Below are 20624 nucleotides of genomic sequence, written 5' to 3' on the forward strand. Positions count from 1 at the left end.
TAAGGAACAAAATGAATACTAGGTGGTATCATAAATATAACTAAGTTGTATTTTAATAGGAGGATAGATTTATGAAATATACTGCTTTAAAGTTATTTTTCTTATCATAGCAGAGGTTGCTATGATAAAATAAGTTAACTTTTAAAAAATATTTTAAAAGTTTTATTTCACTATAGTAACCTTTTCCCTAACTTTTATATTATTTATAAAAAGGAGAAAAGTTATGGCTTATATTAAAGCAGGAGATGTATTACCAAGTGAAATAATAAAACTAATTCAAGAATATATAGATGGAGATTGTATTTATATCCCAAGAAAGTTTGAAAATGAAAAATCCTGGGGTGAAAAAAATGGTACGAGAAAATTTTTACAAACTAGAGATTCTGAAATCTACAATATGTATTTAAAAGGTGCTACTATTAATCAATTAGTGGATATATACTTTCTTTCGGATAAAAGCATAAGAAGAATAGTTCATAAAGAAAAGAATAAATTTTAACTTAAAATTATTATAAAAGGTTATATAAAGGCCAGCCCCAGATAGCTCCTTAATATTAAGGAGCTATCTGGGGCTGGTTTTAAAGTTAGATAAAATTTAAAGTTTATATTTTTATTAAGTCTTATAAAAATAATATTTAAAACGTTACAAAAGGTTTAAATATTATTTAGTGTTGAAAATGGTTTTTCAACAATTTATTTAACAATGATTTAATATAATATATTTAAGGCATATTTATATGGCTAATTTTAATAAGATGTTAGGGTGTGAGAAAAGATGAAAAAATTTCTAACTGTTATAATAGCATTTATGTTAATGTTTACTTATGGATGCAGTAAATCTTCAAATTCTATACCTAAGCTCTCTTCACTACCAAAGTATGAACAAAATATAAATTCACCATATCAAGTAGATGTGAGAGATAAAGATTTATCTGGATTGGATTTAACTAATGAGTTAAATAATTTAGAACATGCAGTCTTTAACACTTCTACAAAGTGGACTAAAAAGCTTCCAAATGAATATAATCCTAAAAAAGTATTAGAATATGGAAAAGATCCAGGATTAGGATTAAAAAGTATTCACAAAAAAGGAATTAATGGAGAAAATATAGGAATAGCTATAATTGATAAGAAACTTTTAAAAGATCATAATGAGTATAAAAATAATCTTCAAGATTACAAAGAAATTCATAATCTTGAAATGAATCTTAATATGGATGGAGCAGCAGTAGCATCTATAGCTGTAGGAAAAAATATAGGGGTGGCACCAAAAGCAAATTTATACTATGTGGCAACTGATTGGGAAGATATAAGTTCACAATCTGATGGAGTTCAATATAATTTTATTTGGCTAGCTGAATCTATTGATTATATAATAGAAATTAATAAAAGTTTAGATTCAGATAAGAAAATTAGGGTTATATCAGCTTCAGTAGGAATAAGCGAAAATCAAAAAGGATATAAGGAGTTTATGGAAGCTGTTGACAGAGCAAAAGAAGCAAATATATTTGTAGTAACACCATATTTAAACAAGACCTATGGTTTTGGATATGATGGACTAGGAAGAGAAATTTTACAGAATCCAAATGAAACTTCATCCTATAATATAAATGAACAGTGCAGAAAAGCATTCTATGAAGAAAAGGGAGAACTTTACAATAATAAGGCAGAAAAGTTAAAATATAATGAAATATTATTGGTGCCAATGGATTCAAGAACAGTAGCAAGTGAGACTGGTAAAGATGACTATGTTTTTTATCCTTGTGGTGGATGGAACTGGTGTGCACCATATATTTCAGGATTATATGCTTTGGCATGTCAAGTTAACCCAGATATGACACCAGATTTATTTTGGAAAACAGCATTAGAAACTGGAGATAGTATAAAAATACAAAACGATGAAAATCAGTATGAATTAAAAAAGATTGTAAATCCAGAAAAACTTATGAATAAATTAAAAGAAAATAAGTAAAAGTTTTTTAAGTTAGATTGTAAGAAGAAGTAAAATTCTTCTTCTTTTTTTGTGAAATTTAATAATGCAATAATCTAAAATAATTTAGATATACAACTAATCTATTTTATATAAATTTGCAACTCTATAGGTAGTCTCAACTTTAGTTAATAACTGTTTTTAAGATTTAAATAGTCAAAGCTAAATGCTAAAATATGTATAAAGTTTTTATTTTAGGGAGGCTTTTTTATGAATATTGAATTTAGAAAACCAAATAAGTATGATGGAAAAGACATAGCTACATGGAGATATGAAGGTATTTATTCATTTTATGACAATGATAAAACAAAAGAAAAACAGCAATGGGCATTAAATATACATAATGAAAAGGATACATTTGTTATGTATAATGAAGAAAATAAATTAATAGGAAATTGTTGTTTCTATTTTGATGATGATAACGTAAAATTTAATTTTGGGGTACAAATGAGACCAGACTTAACTGGAAAAGGAATGGGTGATGAAGTATTAAAATTTATACTCAAATTTGCTAAGGAGAACTACAAATTCAATGAAATATATTTATTAGTTGCTAAATTTAATAAAAGAGCAATAAAACTATATAGTAATTTAGGATTTGAAATTTTAGAAGAATTTATATGGAATGTAAATGGAGAAGAAACAGAATTTATAGAAATGAAGAGATTTTTGTAAAAATAAGTAAGTGTAATAGATGTAGATTATTAAATTGTTTTCATAATATTTCCTTATTAAAACACCTTTTTTAGTGGAATACTATTTAAAAGTAAAAGAGAAAGGGTGTTAAATATGATTTCATCACCAGGAAGAAGATTTTTGGCTTATATTCTTGATATTTTAGTCAGTTTTATATTAGCACTTATAATAAGCCTTTTTATAGGATTACCTAGTATATTTATTGCAGATACCGAAAATATAAATAGCTTTTTTAGTGGATTATATGCAGTTTATATAGGGGTATTAATATTATCTACAATAATAATACAATTTTACTTCTGGAGTAAAAGTACTTCAATGGGGAAAGCAATTTTGAAGATGAAAGTTTTAGATAAAAGAACTCGTCAACCAGTGGGATTTTTGAAGATGGTTTTAAGAGAATTAATTGGAAAACAGGTATCAGGATTGTTTTTTGGTTTAGGCTATATATGGATATTTATTGATAAAGATAATCAAGCATGGCATGATAAAATATTTGACACTATAGTTGTTGATCAATAAAAGTATATGTTTTTTAGACTACCTAATGTTAGGTAGTCTATTTTTTATATAATAAATTGTAAACAATATAAATATAATATTAGATAATATAAAATAAAATTTTAAAACAACGATAAATATAGATAACATAGAAAATATTTTAATACTTGGGAGGGGAGAATTGTGAGAAAAAAGAAAATACGTACATTAAAAACAGAATTAATTGTAATGGTTATTTTAACAAGTATTATTCCTATCTGCTTACTTGGATTAGGGTTAAATAAAGCTCAATATTCTGCATCAAAAACTGTTTTTATAAATGAAACTTATAAAAATATACTATCAGTCGAAAAAGAGATTGAAACATTAGTTCTAAAAAATACAGAATTTATAGAAATTTTATCACAGGATCCATATATAATAGATAGCTTTAAAGAAGATATCTTTAAGGAAAAAACGTTAAAGGTATTTAAAAGTATAAAAGATAATAATGAAAATGTGTCTTCTGTATATATGGGGTCAATTAAAGGAGAAACATTATTATATCCTAAAAAGGAGCTATCAAATTATGATCCAAGAACAAGACAATGGTATATAGATGCACAAAATTCAGAAAGCATAGCTATTACTCCACCTTATTTAGATGCATTTACATCAACAAATATAATAACTATATCAAAAAAAGTTACTAATGATAAAGGAGAAATACAAGGTGCTTTAGCTATAGATATACAGCTTTCTAAGTTATCAGAAATAGTTTCTAATTGTAAGATTGGTAATAATGGATTTTTAATTGTTGCATATAATGACGATAATATAATAGCTAGTAGCAAAGAAGAATTTTTGATGAAAAGCTTATCTCAAGAGAGTTATGGTGAGAATTTAAAGTCTATAAAAGATGAATCTACAATCAATTTAAATGGAGAAAATTATATTGTAAAAAAATTAGAAAACAAAAACACAAATTATTCATTATATGGGTTTATATCCAATGATGATATATATAAACTAACTCTTTCAAATATTAAATTCACTATTATAATAACAATGTTAATATTTATAATAGCTATAATATTAACCATTATCTTCTCTAGAAAGATAACTAAAGCATCTAAAATAATAGTAGATGTTTTATATAATTGTAAAAATGGGAATTTTAAAGAAAAAATTGATACATCTAAAATTGACAATAAAGAGTTTTTGGAGATTGCTAACGGAACCAATATGATGATAGAAGATATAGTTTTACTTTTAAATAATGCATTTAATACATCTAAAGAAGTCTATGATAAGTCTAATGAATTAACTAGCATATCACAGGAATCAGACAATATAAGTAGTAATATAGCTCAAGCTATGGGGGAAATATCAAAAGGAGCAATAGAACAATCATCATCATTAGAAAAAACTGTTAATTTATCTTTAGAATTAGGTGATAGAGTTAAAGCATCTGTTGAGTATTCTCAAGAAGTAATAACAAAGTCTAATAATACAATGGATTCTGTTAAAAAAGGTAAACAAGTAATATTACAACTTAAAGATATGCAAAATGATATTACAAAAAATATAGAATTAACAGTGGAACGTTCAAAAATATTACAAGATAATTCTCAAAAAATAAATATTATATTAGATACTATAAAATCTATAACAAGTAGAACTAATTTATTAGCATTAAATGCAAGTATAGAAGCAGCAAGAGCAGGGGAAAGTGGTAAAGGATTTGCAGTTGTAGCAGAAGAGATAAGAAAGCTTGCAGAACAGTCATCACAATCAGCTTCTGAAATTGAAAGTATAATAAAATTAAACATTAATGATATAGATAAAGTTGTAAAGGATATTAATAATACCAATATAACTATAAATAAAGGAAATGAGAATGTGGAAAGTACCTTTGAAGTGTTTACAAATATAAATATGGAAATATCAAATCTAAAAATATTGATAAATCAAGTAAATGATAATTTAAAACAAATGAATGTAGCTAAAAATGAATTTATTCAAAATATCCAATCTATATCAGCAGTTTCAGAAGAGTCTGCAGCAGCAACAGAAGAAGTATCAGCAGCTACTGATGAGCAAAACATAAAGATGAAAACTTTACTTAATTATTCAGAGGAACTTAAAAATATATCTAAAAAGTTACATGAAATAATAGAAAAATTTGAAATATAAAAGTAATAAAAAGTGGCTATATTAGAATGAAAAAACTTATTCTAAATATAGTCACTTTTCTACTTTAGATAATATGAACTTAATTAAATAGATATCATAAACTTTATTTAAAATATAGTTTATAACGTTAATTGAATAAATTGTAATTTTATAAAACATTATGTAAAATAATTATATAATTTACAAAAATAAGGGGGCGTAATTAAATGAACAATTATTTATCAAATGCAAAAAAAGAAGTTTCTATGGCTTTAATAATTAATTTTGGTATTACAGCTTTAATGGGGATTATATTAGTTGTAGCATATAAAAAAACACCAACAACTAGTACTTATGATTTTGCTGCAGTCCAAATGCTGTATCCAGCCTTTGCTACAATTATTACAATTAAATATTTTAATAAAGGAAAAATTGATAAAGAATTAAATATATTTTTCAATGTATTTATTGCAACTACTATAGTTTCTATTATTTCATTACTAGTATGTACTTTTTTCTTTAATGATAATCCTGAAATTTTAAGCTGTATTATACAGGGGATTATTACTATATCCAATATCATTTTTATCATGCTTATATTTTCCAACGAAAATAATTCCTTTAAAAAATTTAATTTAAAATTTACTAAAAATTTTAAAAAAGTTGTTATAATTTTATTAATTTTTATAAGTTTATTTATGATAACAACGTGTATAGCTCTAGTAGGTGATAATAGTACTACTTTTAAGTTTTCCACCTTAATTATACATCTAATTACTTTACCAGTTTCATTAGTTTTTAGTTTATTTTTTGAATTTATTATGTTTTTTGGAGAAGAATTTGGATGGAGGGGATATCTTCAGCCAAGATTACAAAGTATTTTTGGAAAAAGATTAGGAGTTTTAATATTAGGAGCAATTTGGGGAATATGGCATTTGCCGCTTTGTTTTACATTATACAGTCCAGAAACACCGATATATTGCGTTATAGCACATATAGCCCATTGTATACTTTTAAGTATATTTTTAGGATATGCATATATGAAAACTGAAAATTTATGGGCACCAATATTAATTCATTTAATAAATAATAATTTTGCAGGAATTTTTAGTGGTGAAAATTACGAAGCAACTTTTGAATTAAAAACATTATTAGTAGGAATAGCAATTAATGTTATTATTTTTGTACCATTCATATTTACTAAAGAATATAAGAAAAGTAGCAATACCCAAATAAATATTTAATTATTTACAAGTGTAGATATAAATAGTTTTATCACTAAAAATACACATTGAATTTATTATAAAAAAGTGAAATTTTATGTGAAATAGTTATATAGTTGATATCTTTAAAATAAGGGGGCGTAATTAAATGAACAATTATTTATCAAATGCAAAAAAAGAAGTTTCTATGGCTTTAATAATTAATTTTGGTATTACAGCTTTAATGGGGATTATATTAGTTGTAGCATATAAAAAAATACCAACAACTAGTACTTCTAGTACTTCTGATTTTGCTGTAGTCCAAATGCTGTATCCAGCCTTTGCTACAATTATTACAATTAAATACTTTAATAAAGAAAAGCTTAGCAAACCGATAAATATATTTTTAAATATTTTTATAGCAACTACTATAATTTCTATTTGTGCTTTATTTATATGTACTTTTTTCTTTAGTAATAATCCTAAAGTTTTAAGTTTTATTATAAATGGTATTATTGGCATATTTAGTGTTGCTTCTACTATTGTTATATTTTCTAACAAAAATAAGGATTTTGAAAGTTTAAATTTAGAAATTGGTAAGAATTTTAAAAAAATTGTTATAGTTTTATTAATATTTGTTGGTTTATTTATAGTAAGTGTATGTGTAGGATTTATAGTAGAACCGGACGATTCCTTTAAAATTTCAAATCTAATTAACACCTTAGTTTCTCTACCCGTAAGCTTATTTTTTAGTGTAGTTTTTTCTTTCATTATGTTTTTTGGAGAAGAGTTTGGATGGAGGGGATATCTTCAACCAAGATTACAAAGTATTTTTGGGAAAAAACTAGGAGTTTTAATATTAGGGCCAATTTGGGGAATATGGCATTTACCACTTTGTTTTACATTATATAGCCCAAAAACACCGATATATTGTGTGATTTGGTATATTATTAGCTGTACTTGTTTAAGTATATTTTTAGGGTATGCATATATGAAAACTGAAAACCTTTGGACACCAATATTAATTCATTTAATAAATAATAAATTTGCAGGAATGTTTAGTGGTGGAAATTACGAAGCAACTTTTGAATTAGAAACATTATTAGTAGGAATAGCAATTAATGTTATTATTTTTGTACCATTTATATTTACTAAAGAATATAAGAAAAGTATAGGGGAACAAGCTCAAATTTAAACTTATTCATTAAATTTTTGTTATCAGTTGAGAAAAATAAGTACAAATATAGTTAGTTATGAATTAAGAATTAAGGATGAAAGTGGCAACCACTTTCTCAAAATGATTTTAAAAAATCTATCAATATAATTTGCTTTGCAAGTTTATAAAAAGATACGTTGAGAATTACTAGGAACGAAGTGAGTAGTAATAGCCACAACTGTTCACTATTCACTCTTAACTAAAATAATCTGTTAGTTATTGACAAAATATTAATTTGAGTTTTCTCATTTGATAAATGAATAACTTTAAAACTTAACTTGGAACCCTATAGTAATACCTAAATAAATATTTAATTATTTACATGTGTAGATATAAATACTTTTATCACACTAAAAATACACATGAAATCCTTATTATTAGTTGAGAAATATATTTAATTAGAAATTAAGATTTAGGAAAAAAATAAATAAACAATTTTAAAAATCAATTGAATTTATTGTAAAAATGTGAAATTTTATGTAAAATAGTTATATAGTTGATACAATAAAATAAGGGAGCGTGATTCAATGAACAACTATTCATCAAATGTAAAAAAAGAGATTTCTATAGCTTTAGCAATCAATTTTGCTATTACAGCTTTAATTGGAATCATACTTTTTGTACTATATGAAAAAATGCCTTCAGAAAACATTCAGTATTTTGGTGCAGTTCAAATGCTGTATCCAGCATTTGCTACAATTATTACTATAAAATATTTTAATAAAGAAAAGCTTAGCAAACCGGTAAATATATTTTTTAATATTTTTATAGCAACTACTATAATTTCTATTTGTGCTTTATTTATATGTACTTTTTTCTTTAGTAATAATCCTAAAGTTTTAAGTTTTACTATCCAAGGTATTATTGCCATAGCTAGTGTTGCTTCTTCTATTGTTATATTTTCTAACAAAAATAAAGATTTTGAAGGTTTAAATTTAGAAATTGGTAAAAATTTTAAAAAAGTTGTTATAGTTTTATTGATATTTGTTGGTCTGTTTATAATAAGGGCAGGTGTAAGTTTAATAGTGCAGCCGGATGATTCTTTTAAAGTTTCAACTTTAATTTTCACCTTAGTTTTTCTACCTTTAAGCTTATTTTTTAATGTAGTTTTTTCTTTCATTATATTTTTTGGAGAAGAATTTGGATGGAGGGGATATCTTCAACCAAGATTACAAAGTATTTTTGGGAAAAAACTAGGAGTTTTAATATTAGGGCCAATTTGGGGAATATGGCATTTACCACTTTGTTTTACATTATATAGCCCCAAAACACCGATACATTGTGTTATATTTCATATAGCTTATTGTATACTTCTAGGAATATTCTTAGGGTATGCATATATGAAAACTGAAAATTTATGGACTCCAATATTAATTCATTTAACAAACAATGCTGTATCAGTTGCTCTTTCTGGTGGAAGTTATGAATCTAACTTTACATTGAAAATGTTATTATTGGGAATAGCAATTAATGCTATTGTTTTTGTACCATTTATATTTACTAAAGAATATAAAGAAAATAATATAACGACAAACATGTAAATGTTTTAAAATTAAATTCTATAATATTTTACAAAAAATAGCTCTAAAGATTTATTAAAATAAAATAAGTCTTTAGGGCTTTAAACTTTCATATATTATAGAAATAAGTATTGTAAAAATGGGAGTTTGATAATTATGAAAAATATAAAGAAAAATAAATTTAAAATTATTTATGTATTGATTTTAATAACAATTCCATTAATAGGAGGTATTTTTTATAAAAATACTAATTTGTATATTGGTTCAGACAGGTACTTATCATGCAAGAATCCAGATGAACTAAAAGTTAAATTAATGGATGATTTGAATGATACTCCTAATGGAATAAATTTTAACTTTACAGGGCTTACTGGCACTTGGGATTTAATAGAGTTAAGTGCTAAAAAAATAATAGAATAACTATAGATGATAATAGTAAGATTAATAGTGGAAAATGTTATACTGTGATTTTAGATTCTGATTATAATATAATAGATAAAAATAATGAATTAGATAAGAAATCAAATATAGAATTTGATGCTATAAAAAATGAAAAATATTTTGTTAGGGTAGTTGGTAAAAATGCTAGCGGTAGTATAGATATAAAAATAAATAATATTGAAAATTTAGATGTTTCACATAGAGATTTTTTAAAATAAATCATGTTTTCTTAAAATATGATATACAAGTAATTATTCTAACTAATATAGGGTTCCAAGTATAGGCGTAAAGCTAAGCCTAAAAATTCTAAATTTATAGTGTTAAAAAGTAATAATGAAAAAAATTAAAATGCTAGTCTGTGAAAATTTCAAAGAAACTCTAAATATATTTTTATCTGATTTTTATGACTACCCGGAGAAGCGACGTCCTTGTCTGGTGCACCGGCTAATCCGTCCTTGGATTAGGTCAAAACAATCAAATGAAAATCTATAAGAGTTTCTAAAGCAATTTTCAATGAATAGCTTATTTAAATTCTTTATTATTACATAATGTAGTAAAAGCTTAAAAGGAAGATATTTTATTGGAATAAAGTGGCTTAGCTTTACGCACATGGGGTTCCAAGTTAACTTTTTAAATTATACATTGCAAAAACTTGGATACATAAAATAGTGAGACATGCTCCAAATAACTTAGAATTCAACACTACATTTTGTATAAAAATATTTTAAGGTTATTGAATAAATTTAAATTTTATAACTATAATGAAGCTTGGATTTTAAAAAAATACATGAATAATATGTAAAAAATTTAATTATTTGACATAAAATATTTAAAATGGTAAACTGTCTTTGGAAATAAAAAATAAGTTTAAATTTAGGGGGATATGATGAAAAGAAGAAAAATTAGTATAATGCTTACAGCATTAATTTTTATGAATACGTTTTCTGCAGTCGAGGTATTAGCTAAAGAAAACATTATAACAAACAATAATTTAGAAAACACACAAGTAGTAGATACTATTGATTTAAAAAATGGTAAAGAAGCTAAAGATTCAGTTGAAAGACCATATGTTGCCAATATAAGCAAATCTCAAGTTATAATTGGAACTATGTATAGGGCAAGTATAGGAATATCCGGTCGTGCAATGCCAGGAAATACGGTTTATATAAAATTAGGTAATGATAGTGCAAAGAAATATATAGGTGAAGATAAAAATTTCTATTTTAATATAAATACAATTAGTAGTTACATAACTGTTGAGTTATATAGTGTTAATTCTAATGGTGATAAATCTGATAGTGTTATTTTAACAATTACATCTGAAGAAGATGATATAAGTAATAATGGAATTAATCCTAATGCTTCTCCTATAATTACAGCATCTGATATAACATTAAATAAAGGAGAAACATTTACACCGTTAGATTATGCTACTGCATTTGATGAAGAAGATGGCGATATAACAAGTAAATTAGAAGTGATAAAAAATACAGTAGATATAAATAAAATTGGTGACTATGAGGTTATATATAAAGTTGTTGATAGTGAAGACGAAGAAGTAACTAAAAAAATAAAAGTAAAGGTAATAAGTAATGAAAAACCTTTATTAAATGTGAATGATTCAACAATAAAAGTTGGAGATAAGTTTGATAAAATGGATGGAGTAACAGCAATAGATGAAGAAGATGGTGATATTACTTCTAAGATAAAGGTTGTTGGTGATGTTGATACAAATAAGATTGGAAATTATAAATTAACTTACAGTGTAACAGACAGTGATGGAAATGTTGTGAATAAAGATGTAATTATAACTGTTGTTGCAAGAGATATCTTAATTAAATCAGCACAAGGAGATAATAGATATGACACTGCGGTTAAACTTAGTGAATTAGAGTTTAGTTCAACTGATACAGTAGTTATAGTTAATGGACAATCATTAGCTGATGGATTAGCAGTAACTCCTCTTGCTTCATATAAGTCAGCACCAATATTATTATCTAAAACTGATAGTATTCCAATGTCAACTAAAAATGAAATTAAAAGATTAGGCGCAAAAAATGTGATTATAGCTGGTGGAACTGGTGTAATCAATACTGAAGTAGAAAAAGAACTTAAAGAATTAGGTATAGATAATATAAAAAGACTTGGTGGAGAAGATAGATATGATACATCATTAAAAATTGCTCAATATATAGATGAAAATTGTTATAGCATAAAAGAAATAGTAGTTAGCAATGGAAAAGGAGAGGCAGATGCATTATCAATTTCATCAGTGGCAGGAAGAGATAAAATGCCAATTATTTTAGTTGAAAAAGAGAATATTTCAGAAAATACTTATAAGTGGCTTAAATTAAAAGATTTACAAAGTGCGTATATTATTGGTGGAATAGGCGTAGTAAGTAATAATGTTTTAGATAAAGTAAATTTAATTACATCTGAAGATGTTAATAATAATAGGTTAGGTGGAAATGATAGATATGAAACTAATGCAATTGTTATAGATAAATTTTTTAATGACAAATTAGATGAAGTTTATATATCCAAAGGAGCAGTGTTAGTTGATGCATTAACATCAGGAACTATAGCAGCATTAAATAGTTCCCCAGTAATTATTGTTGGTGAAGACCTAAATAACATGCAAAAAGATGTTATTAATAAGAAATCTGGTAATACAATAATTAAAGCTGGCGGTGGAATTTCAGAAAAAGCAGTAAAATCTTTAATAGATTGTCTTAAATAATGTATAGCAAAGCAGTTAATAAAATTATTAAAATTTTATTAACTGCTTTTATAATGAAATTTTATCCAGTAAAATAATTATGTTTTTAATTGCATAAGTATCTAGCTATAATAAGTAATTTTATCGTCATTTTATTCATATATATAATTTAATACATAGTTAATAAAAATAGGGGGATTTAAAATGAGTAAATTAGATACTGAACCAACTCCACCGGATTATATGGGCGTTGCACCTGGCTGTTTGGGATTTATTATTGGGGGGATATTCTCATTACTAATTTTGTTCGTGGATTCCATACAAGAAAAATTTTATAACTTTTTTTGTATAGATTTAGGGTTAAGCGATGGATCATGGAAAATTATAGTTATAATTTTAATCATAATTCCTCCGATTATAATTCCTACAATTTGTTTATTAATAAACTTTACATTAAATAAGACAATATATAAGACTAAATTTGAAAATAGACTAAAAGAGTATAACATTAAACTAGAAAAATATAATTTAGAAAAAGTATTGAATGAGCAAATAATAAAAAATGGTGTACCTGAAACAGCAAAGACAGTTGTTTGTAACAGATCTTCCTTAATAAAAATGATTAATAATACTGAATTATATGTATGGATTAAAGATGATAAATTATGTTTTGCTAATAAATATCATTCTATAATAATAAAATTATTAGAAATTCATAGAGATGATATTTTACATTTTTTAAAACAGAATAGAAAAATTCATAATGAGATAATAACATCAAAGGACTCTAAATCTAAAAAAGAGGAGATTACACTTGAATTTATTAATAATAATAAATATGAGCAGTTATTTTTTCATATATCAGCCTATGATATACTAAAAGATTTAATTCCTGAAAAAGAAATACAATTTGTTAATAATGAAAATAATTCTAAGTTAATAGATAATTGCACTACAGTGTATGAAAAACTTAGAGAATTGTCTAGATTAAAAGAAGAAGGAATTTTAACAGACGAAGAATTTACTGAAAAGAAAAAAAAGTTGTTAATTGAAGTTTAAATTTATTTTAAAGAGTGCATCTCAGTAGGAGAGCACTCTTTTTGAATTTAAAAATTTGTTTTATTTCTAGAATTTTTTATAGTGTATGTTACAAAATCAACTAATCCTATACCAAGAGATATTGCTAATGCCTTAGTAAAATTAATTTCTAACCATTTTATAAAATAACCAATAATACAAAGAAATAAAAAAACAAAAATAAATTTAATAATAATTTCCTTAATTGAACTACTCATATAATAAATCCCCCTGTAATTTATTATATCATTATTAAATTATTCCTTAGTAATAATAAGAAAAACTTTACAACCATACTATCTTGTAATACAATGTAGTAGTAACTTGCAATACAATATAGTTAATGGAGGTTTGAATTTTGGGAGAAAAATCACAATTTTTTAAAGGGCTTTTAGAAGGATGCATTCTTAAAATTATAAACGATGGTGAAGTTTATGGTTATGAAATAGCAGAGAAGTTAAAAGACTATGGAATTGAGGAGGTGAGTGAAGGGACCATATATCCATTACTTTTAAGATTAGAGAAAAATGGATTTGTAAATTCAGTGAAAAAAAAGTCTGTTTTAGGACCTAAGAGAAAATATTATAGTTTATCTTTTTTAGGAAAAAATGAGTTAAACAATTTCTATGAAAATTGGAAAGAACTTAGAAATAGTATCAATAACATATTTGAGAATTATGACAAGGAGAATGTATAAATATGATAGATAAAGTTTATAAATTAAGTGAAAATTTAACAAAAGAAAATGATAAAATATTTACAGATATAATTTGCTATTTAAGAGTAAGCGATCTAAGTGAATGTGAACAAGATGAAATTAGTAATGATATATTAGGAATGTTTTTAGATTGGCAAGGACAAGGAAAGTCTATAGACGACGTAATTGGAAGTGATTACAAAAAATTTACAGATGATATAATCTCAGCTGTAAATCCTAAAAAATCTATTTTGGAAAAGTTAAAAGAGTACTTAACTATAATAATAGAGGGATTTTGTATAATGTGTACTATAGATTTTCTTTTTTTATATTTACCTAAATTAGTAAAGGGAAATTTACATTTAAACTATAATTACACATTAGATATATTAGTTAAAACTGCTCTGATTATTTTAGTATCCTGTGTAGTAATAAACTATATAGGGAAAAATAGTTTTACTCTCTCTAAAAAGAAATTTTCTAAATTCTCTAATTTTATATTTGGATGTAGTATAAGTGGATTAATTATTATTTTGATACTCTTATCAAAGATATTAAATAATATAACAATTATATCTATAAATATATTCTACATAATAGCAATAATCATAATTTATTGGGGTTATAAAGGAATAAAAAAATTAAAACCTATAAATATAAAATAGAATAAAATTTATGTTTAAATTTATTAAATTATATAATTAAAATAAAAGAGTGCCATAAAATATTTCTCAATTTTTTATGGCACTCTTAAAATTATAATAACATTACTCAGATAATGCTTTAATTTCTTTATAACTATTAAGATCAGTATAAAGTTCTCCTTTAATAGGATTACGTTTTGTTTTAACTATTTTATAAGCATAGTATATAAATACTGCTATATTTGCTATTAGTGCTATTAAGCTTACAATAAATAATGCAGTTGAATTATGTGATGATCTAACTGCAAACTGTGATTCATCAATAAAGCTCGGACAGGTCATTGCAAACATACACCATAATGCAAGTGTTTGTGCACGATGTTGTAACCAAGCACCTTTTTTTATAAAGAAAGCAGCAAAGGTAGGAGCTAATAATAGTGCTAAACCGCAATACCATGAATGATCAGGTAAACAATTATAAGTATATGCAAAATTCCAAATATCATATGCTACAATCCAAAACCATAGCATATCAGGCCATAACATGTCTTTACTTTTATCTTTACTAATACATATTCCAAACCAGCCTGTAATAGTAATAATATTTAATATTCCAGCAATTCCATTCATAATATTCCAAGGTCCACTTAAAGTCATCATTCCTTCGAATATTTCTTTATTAAGATGTAATCCATAGATTTGAAAATCACGAGCTACTGCTTCACAAATATTAATAGCTAAAATAAGTGGTGGAAAGCATAAAACCCATTTTTTAGTACTTACATCTTTAACATGACGAATAATCCAAAAACCAATACATCCTGCAAGTGCAGAATATACTTTAGCATAATGGAACCAGTCATTTACACTTGTACCTTCAGTAGTTTTTGGCCATATAGCAAAAGTAAGAATTATTGGTAATACAACAAAAAGAAAAATTCCACCATATTTAGATCTACGACCTAATTCATTTAGTCCAATTAACACCAAAAATACTACTAACCACATGAGCCAACTTGTAAAAGGTAATGATTCATAAAAAAACATAAATACACCCCCTAATTATAAATTTTTAGAATCCACTTAATTATTAAGAAAATTATATTGTTCATATAATTAAAGATATGTATTGAAATTTGTAAAAATGCATATATACTGAATAGGCATTATAAATACTTATTTTTAGAAAGAAAGTTTAAATTTAGATATCTTTACTGAGAAATAAAAGTGGTGTATATTAAAATAGTTGATTTACACTTAAATCTATTTTACAAAGGATAAGAAAAGGAGAAGCATGAGATTAGATAAATTTTTAGCAGAATCATCAATTGGAAGTAGAAAAAATGTTCGTATTTATATTAAAGAAGGTTCTGTAAAAGTAAATGGACAAGTTGTAACAGAACCAGCAATAGATATTAATGAAAATGTGGATGTTATTGAGTATTTTGATAAATTAGTTGTTCACCCTGGAAAGGTGTATTACATGTTTCATAAACCAGCAGGATGTATTACTGCAAGAAAAGACGAAGTTAATAAAACAGTCATTGATTATTTTGATGAAGTTGATATGAATGGAGTATTCCATGTTGGAAGATTAGATAAGGATACAGAGGGATTATTGCTTTTTACTAATGATGGTGATTTTGAACATCATTTAATGTGTCCACAAAAACATGTTGAAAAGAAGTACTTTTTTATAGCATTAGGTTCACTAACAGAAGATGATGTTAATAAATTAGAAAAGGGACTTTCTATAGGTAAAGATGAACCATTAACTAAGCCTGCAAAAATAAATATAATTAGAAATGGAACTTATAAAGAATTTGAAAAGGAAATGGACATTAAAAAATTTTATAACATAGATTCAAATCGCTATAATCAACCAGTTGTATCTGGATATCTTATAATTTCTGAAGGGCGTAAACATCAAGTAAAGCGCATGCTAAAAGCAGTTGGATGTTATGTAATCTACCTAAAGAGGGTTTCAATTGGAGGGTTAACTTTAGATGAAACTCTAAAAAAAGGACAATATAGAACTCTTGTAGAAGAAGAAATTCAAATGTTATTAAAAGATTTATAAATTGAAACTATTATGGCTTTGAAAGGGTATGGTTTTATGAATAATGAATTTTTATATGGTTTACAAGAAGATATTCTAGATAAAAAAGGATATTACAAATTATATTTATTTTTTTATATCCCAGTTTTTATAATTACTATTGAAAATATTAAATTGTATATGTATATATTTAGAATTATTTTGTCTGGGTTAGCTTTAGTGTTTTTAACTTTAATTTATTTAAAATATAAGATGTCTAGAAATGAACATGACAATAAAGTAATTATTGGAAATATAATTTTGTTTTTTGCGTTAACCCTTGTATGTATATATCAAGTTGTAAGATACTTACTTTGATTATCTACTCTTTTTATGAAATTGATTATTTTGTAAAATAATGTTATAGTTTTTAAATAGTGCTAAGAAAAATTATTTAATTTAAATGTATTTTATATAATTTTTCATTTATTGTTTATATGGCTGAAAAATAGTGTATATGATTAAATTAGAAATAATGAACAAGTGGTTGTTTGAGAGTGGGTGACAGATTATATGGAATCAAATGCAGTATTAATGACAAACGGATCAATAGGTAAAAAAATTATTAGATTTGCATTGCCAATCTTTTGGGGAAACTTATTTCAGCAGTTATACAATATAGTTGATTCATTAGTAATTGGTAATTTTGTAGGAAGAGATGCATTAGCAGCAGTAAGTTCTACTGGTTCACTTATATTTTTACTAGTTGGGTTATTTGGTGGAATTTTTATGGGTGCAGGTGTTGTTATTTCAAAATATTTTGGTGCAAATGAAAAAGAAAATGTACAAACAGCAATTCATACATCTATTGCCTTTGGAATTATATCAGGAATTATATTAACTTTAGTAGGAACAGTATTTTCACCTCAAATATTAAGGCTTATGGGAACACCGGAGTCAGTATTTCCTAATGCTGTTTTATATGTGAGAATTTATTTTGGTGGAATTTTAACAGTTGTTATGTATAACACTGCAAGTGGTATTTTTCAAGCAGTAGGTGATAGCAAACATCCACTGTACTATCTTATTGTTTCATCAATTGTAAATGTTGTATTAGATTTATTATTTGTTGCAGTTTTTAAAATGGGAATTGGTGGTGCTGCAATAGCAACTGTTATTTCTCAAGCAGTAAGTGTTGTACTAGCATTTTATCATCTTGTTCGTACAAAAGATATTTATAAAGTAACTTTTAGTAAAATACGTTTAAACTTAGATATGCTTAAACAAATTCTTCATATGGGGATACCAGCAGGTATACAAAATTCTGTTATTGCCCTTGCAAATATTGTTGTGCAATCAAATATAAATTTTTTTGGTGCTGTTGCAGTGGCAGGCTGTGGTTCATATTCTAAAATCGAAGGATTTGTATTTATTCCAATTACGAGCTTTGCTTTTTCTATGACAACATTTGTTAGCCAAAACCTTGGTGCAAAAAAATATGAACGTGCTAAAAAAGGAACATATTTTGGAATAATTGTTTCAATTATTCTTGCGGAAGTCATTGGCATAATTTTCTTTTTAACAGCACCAAAACTTGTTGCACTTTTTAATAGTGAACCAGAAGTTATTCAATATGGTACGGCTCAAGCAAGGACAATTTCGTTATTTTTCTTTCTTCTTGCATTTTCTCATTGTGTAGCAGGAATTTTAAGGGGTGCAGGAAAAGCTATTGTTCCAATGATTGTAATGTTGTGTTGCTGGTGCATTATAAGAGTAATTTATGTAACAGTGGCTACACATTTTATACCTGAAATAAGAATGATATTTTGGGCATATCCATTGACCTGGTTTTTAAGTTCTGTAATTTTTTTAATTTACTATCTAAAATTTAATTGGTTACATGGGTTTGAAAAGAAGTGTGAAAAAACAAGTTGTTAATACTACAGGATATTAATCATAGGCGTAAAATTAAGCCTAAAAGTTGGAAATACAGGTCTTCGTCCTTTATGGATGGAGACCTTTTTTATTATAAAAAATTAGACAAATTAAGTAAAGAAATAAGAAAGTTTAGGAGGTGAATTTCTTGAAATAGAGAAATATATAAGGAAATGCTTTAAATTATAATTGATAGAATTGATAAATTAAGTAAATATCAGTTATTTTATAATTTACTAAAATAGCATAATTATCTTCTATAGCTGATAATTATGCAATATTAAAATATGATTAATTTTTATTTGAAATGTTAGGAGGAACTAAATGAAGTTAAATATTCAAAAAATTATTATATTATTAATTAATTGTCTTTTAGGCATTACAATTATATTGGGTCCAAGTATAATTACAGGTCATTTTTATAATGTTACTTACTTATTAGGTGGTTTATTAATTAGTGATTTTATTATGAGAACAGTATCATTTATTATTGGAATATTGGTTATTTATGATTCTATAAAAAGATTTACAACTAAGTAATTAAATATAAAAGTTATATATAGAAGTATTTTTAAAGGGTGTAATAAATAATTTTTATTTTAAAGCAGATTTAAATAATATTAGACTTTAGCTACTTATAATTCAAGAAAGGGGTATGGAAAAGATAGAAATAAGTATCAATCTTTTTCTAAAAAATTATGGTTAATGAAAATCTTTTAAATCAAGTAAAATTAGAAATTGAAAATTATCTATATAAAGAAAATTTTAATGGATCTATATTAGTATCAATAAATGATAAAAAATTAATAAGCAAAGGCTTTGGCATGGCAAATTTTGAATTGGATGTTGAAAATACTAATGTGACAAAGTTTCGAATTGGTTCTATAACTAAACAATTTACAGCTGCAGCAATATTACAACTATATGATAAAGGATTGTTGAATTTAACTGATACTTTAGATAAATATATGAATGATTATCCAAAGGGAAAAAGTATAACCATTCATAATTTATTAACTCATACAGCGGGAGTCTTTAATTATACCGACATTGAAGAGTTCTCTAACATTATGAGAAAAAGTCATAAGACAATAGATTTAATAAATAACTTTAAACATTTACCTTATGATTTTGAACCAGGAACAAACTATAAATATTCTAATTCAGGATATACTTTATTAGGCGACATTATAGAAAAGACCACTAATAAAACTTATGAGGAGTATATTAGAGAAAACTTTTTTGAAAAATTATCAATGAATAATTCAGGATATGATAGCAATACTAAAATAATTAAAAATAGAGCTAGTGGTTATGATTTGAAAATTTATAATAATGATGAGCATATTGTAAATTCAAGCTTTATTGATATGAGCGTACCATTTGCTGCTGGCGGATTGTATTCAACTGTTGAAGATTTGTACATTTGGAACAGGGCTTTAATTAATGGAAATGTTATTGATAAATCTCTATTAAACAAAATGACTGAAAGGCATATTTCAGCAGGCAAAGATGGATATTATGGGTATGGTGTATTTATAAATAACTTAAATTTTAATGACAAAATAGTAAAAAGAATATCTCATAGTGGTCGAATACCTGGATTTTTTTCAGCAAACAATATCTTCCCAGATGAGAATGTACAAATAGTTATGATAACTAATATAACTAGTAAACAATTTAAAATCCAAGTGAAAAATGTAGAATCAATTTTATTTAAAAGTATTTAAGTTTAGATAAGATGTCAAGATAATTGATGAGGCTATAATTATATTCAGAAATAAAACACAATAG

The 20624-nt window shown here is 25.1% G+C and carries 20 protein-coding genes; 18 read left to right on the forward strand and 2 right to left on the reverse strand.

Annotated elements, in window-relative coordinates; translation table 11 throughout:
• Positions 1-223 precede the first annotated feature (223 nt).
• The 12 genes from KQI36_RS10175 to KQI36_RS10230 all read left to right on the forward strand — a co-directional run bounded on the left by KQI36_RS10175 (position 224) and on the right by KQI36_RS10230 (position 13498).
• Positions 224-499, forward strand: coding sequence for a CD3324 family protein (locus KQI36_RS10175; RefSeq protein ID WP_199870085.1), 276 nt, complete (start codon positions 224-226; stop codon positions 497-499).
• Positions 500-775: 276 nt separating this feature from the next.
• Positions 776-1972 carry a S8 family serine peptidase gene (locus KQI36_RS10180; protein WP_216450769.1) on the forward strand — a complete coding sequence of 399 codons (1197 nt, stop codon included), beginning with the start codon at positions 776-778 and terminating at the stop codon, positions 1970-1972.
• Between the two features lie 228 nt (positions 1973-2200).
• Entirely contained in the window at positions 2201-2665 is a 465-nt protein-coding gene (locus KQI36_RS10185) for a GNAT family N-acetyltransferase (RefSeq protein ID WP_061996255.1), read from the forward strand.
• A 114-nt stretch (positions 2666-2779) separates the two neighbouring features.
• Positions 2780-3208 (forward strand): RDD family protein, encoded by a 429-nt coding sequence (locus KQI36_RS10190; protein WP_216450770.1) that lies wholly within the window; start codon positions 2780-2782, stop codon positions 3206-3208.
• A gap of 162 nt (positions 3209-3370) precedes the next feature.
• The gene (locus tag KQI36_RS10195) at positions 3371-5362 is read left to right on the forward strand and encodes a methyl-accepting chemotaxis protein (protein ID WP_216450771.1); all 1992 of its coding nucleotides are present in this window, start codon (positions 3371-3373) and stop codon (positions 5360-5362) included.
• Positions 5363-5568: 206 nt separating this feature from the next.
• Positions 5569-6585 (forward strand): CPBP family intramembrane glutamic endopeptidase, encoded by a 1017-nt coding sequence (locus KQI36_RS10200; RefSeq protein ID WP_216450772.1) that lies wholly within the window; start codon positions 5569-5571, stop codon positions 6583-6585.
• Positions 6586-6712: 127 nt separating this feature from the next.
• Positions 6713-7738, forward strand: coding sequence for a CPBP family intramembrane glutamic endopeptidase (locus KQI36_RS10205; RefSeq protein ID WP_216450773.1), 1026 nt, complete (start codon positions 6713-6715; stop codon positions 7736-7738).
• A 548-nt stretch (positions 7739-8286) separates the two neighbouring features.
• Positions 8287-9300 (forward strand): CPBP family intramembrane glutamic endopeptidase, encoded by a 1014-nt coding sequence (locus KQI36_RS10210; RefSeq protein ID WP_216450774.1) that lies wholly within the window; start codon positions 8287-8289, stop codon positions 9298-9300.
• A gap of 135 nt (positions 9301-9435) precedes the next feature.
• Entirely contained in the window at positions 9436-9699 is a 264-nt protein-coding gene (locus KQI36_RS10215; RefSeq protein ID WP_216450775.1) for a hypothetical protein, read from the forward strand.
• 44 nt (positions 9700-9743) lie between these two features.
• On the forward strand, positions 9744-9938 hold the full coding sequence (locus KQI36_RS10220; RefSeq protein WP_216450776.1) for a hypothetical protein: 195 nt from the start codon (positions 9744-9746) through the stop codon (positions 9936-9938).
• 668 nt (positions 9939-10606) lie between these two features.
• Positions 10607-12460 (forward strand): cell wall-binding repeat-containing protein, encoded by a 1854-nt coding sequence (locus KQI36_RS10225; protein WP_216450777.1) that lies wholly within the window; start codon positions 10607-10609, stop codon positions 12458-12460.
• A gap of 183 nt (positions 12461-12643) precedes the next feature.
• Complete coding sequence (locus KQI36_RS10230; RefSeq protein WP_216450778.1) at positions 12644-13498, forward strand: SHOCT domain-containing protein; 855 nt, start codon at positions 12644-12646, stop codon at positions 13496-13498.
• Positions 13499-13545: 47 nt separating this feature from the next.
• Here KQI36_RS10230 and KQI36_RS10235 read toward each other — a convergent pair whose 3' ends face one another.
• Positions 13546-13734 carry a hypothetical protein gene (locus tag KQI36_RS10235; RefSeq protein ID WP_216450779.1) on the reverse strand — a complete coding sequence of 63 codons (189 nt, stop codon included), beginning with the start codon at positions 13732-13734 and terminating at the stop codon, positions 13546-13548.
• Between the two features lie 140 nt (positions 13735-13874).
• On the opposite strand from KQI36_RS10235, the gene KQI36_RS10240 reads away from it, so the two are divergent.
• Together KQI36_RS10240 and KQI36_RS10245 are read left to right on the forward strand one after the other, a co-directional pair.
• Entirely contained in the window at positions 13875-14213 is a 339-nt protein-coding gene (locus KQI36_RS10240; RefSeq protein ID WP_216450780.1) for a PadR family transcriptional regulator, read from the forward strand.
• Between the two features lie 2 nt (positions 14214-14215).
• A complete protein-coding gene (locus KQI36_RS10245; RefSeq protein WP_216450781.1) occupies positions 14216-14878 on the forward strand; it encodes a hypothetical protein in 663 nt (220 codons plus the stop codon).
• Positions 14879-14980: 102 nt separating this feature from the next.
• On the opposite strand, the gene KQI36_RS10250 is transcribed toward KQI36_RS10245, so the two are convergent.
• Positions 14981-15904 (reverse strand): DUF5692 family protein, encoded by a 924-nt coding sequence (locus tag KQI36_RS10250; RefSeq protein WP_216450782.1) that lies wholly within the window; start codon positions 15902-15904, stop codon positions 14981-14983.
• A gap of 247 nt (positions 15905-16151) precedes the next feature.
• Between KQI36_RS10250 and KQI36_RS10255 the strand changes: the two genes are divergently transcribed.
• The 4 genes from KQI36_RS10255 (at position 16152) to KQI36_RS10270 (ending at position 20560) form a co-directional block, all read left to right on the forward strand.
• The gene (locus KQI36_RS10255; protein ID WP_216450783.1) at positions 16152-16937 is read left to right on the forward strand and encodes a pseudouridine synthase; all 786 of its coding nucleotides are present in this window, start codon (positions 16152-16154) and stop codon (positions 16935-16937) included.
• Positions 16938-17468: 531 nt separating this feature from the next.
• Positions 17469-18833, forward strand: coding sequence for an MATE family efflux transporter (locus KQI36_RS10260; protein WP_216450784.1), 1365 nt, complete (start codon positions 17469-17471; stop codon positions 18831-18833).
• A gap of 321 nt (positions 18834-19154) precedes the next feature.
• Entirely contained in the window at positions 19155-19370 is a 216-nt protein-coding gene (locus tag KQI36_RS10265; RefSeq protein WP_216450785.1) for a hypothetical protein, read from the forward strand.
• A gap of 158 nt (positions 19371-19528) precedes the next feature.
• Positions 19529-20560 (forward strand): serine hydrolase domain-containing protein, encoded by a 1032-nt coding sequence (locus KQI36_RS10270; protein WP_216450786.1) that lies wholly within the window; start codon positions 19529-19531, stop codon positions 20558-20560.
• Positions 20561-20624 lie beyond the last annotated feature (64 nt).

This window comes from Clostridium senegalense (assembly GCF_018916625.1).
Taxonomy (GTDB): Bacteria; Bacillota; Clostridia; order Clostridiales; family Clostridiaceae; genus Clostridium_J; species Clostridium_J senegalense.

Bases quoted from the DNA above. Each gene is read 5' to 3' on its own strand.
- KQI36_RS10250 (WP_216450782.1), bottom strand. From the start codon at position 15,904: ATGTTTTTTTATGAATCATTACCTTTTACAAGTTGGCTCATGTGGTTA.
- KQI36_RS10270 (WP_216450786.1), top strand. From the start codon at position 19,529: ATGGTTAATGAAAATCTTTTAAATCAAGTAAAATTAGAAATTGAAAAT.
- KQI36_RS10210 (WP_216450774.1), top strand. From the start codon at position 8,287: ATGAACAACTATTCATCAAATGTAAAAAAAGAGATTTCTATAGCTTTA.
- KQI36_RS10215 (WP_216450775.1), top strand. From the start codon at position 9,436: ATGAAAAATATAAAGAAAAATAAATTTAAAATTATTTATGTATTGATT.
- KQI36_RS10225 (WP_216450777.1), top strand. From the start codon at position 10,607: ATGAAAAGAAGAAAAATTAGTATAATGCTTACAGCATTAATTTTTATG.
- KQI36_RS10265 (WP_216450785.1), top strand. From the start codon at position 19,155: ATGAAGTTAAATATTCAAAAAATTATTATATTATTAATTAATTGTCTT.
- KQI36_RS10185 (WP_061996255.1), top strand. From the start codon at position 2,201: ATGAATATTGAATTTAGAAAACCAAATAAGTATGATGGAAAAGACATA.
- KQI36_RS10235 (WP_216450779.1), bottom strand. From the start codon at position 13,734: ATGAGTAGTTCAATTAAGGAAATTATTATTAAATTTATTTTTGTTTTT.
- KQI36_RS10200 (WP_216450772.1), top strand. From the start codon at position 5,569: ATGAACAATTATTTATCAAATGCAAAAAAAGAAGTTTCTATGGCTTTA.
- KQI36_RS10175 (WP_199870085.1), top strand. From the start codon at position 224: ATGGCTTATATTAAAGCAGGAGATGTATTACCAAGTGAAATAATAAAA.
- KQI36_RS10245 (WP_216450781.1), top strand. From the start codon at position 14,216: ATGATAGATAAAGTTTATAAATTAAGTGAAAATTTAACAAAAGAAAAT.
- KQI36_RS10205 (WP_216450773.1), top strand. From the start codon at position 6,713: ATGAACAATTATTTATCAAATGCAAAAAAAGAAGTTTCTATGGCTTTA.
- KQI36_RS10260 (WP_216450784.1), top strand. From the start codon at position 17,469: ATGGAATCAAATGCAGTATTAATGACAAACGGATCAATAGGTAAAAAA.
- KQI36_RS10190 (WP_216450770.1), top strand. From the start codon at position 2,780: ATGATTTCATCACCAGGAAGAAGATTTTTGGCTTATATTCTTGATATT.
- KQI36_RS10230 (WP_216450778.1), top strand. From the start codon at position 12,644: ATGAGTAAATTAGATACTGAACCAACTCCACCGGATTATATGGGCGTT.
- KQI36_RS10255 (WP_216450783.1), top strand. From the start codon at position 16,152: ATGAGATTAGATAAATTTTTAGCAGAATCATCAATTGGAAGTAGAAAA.
- KQI36_RS10180 (WP_216450769.1), top strand. From the start codon at position 776: ATGAAAAAATTTCTAACTGTTATAATAGCATTTATGTTAATGTTTACT.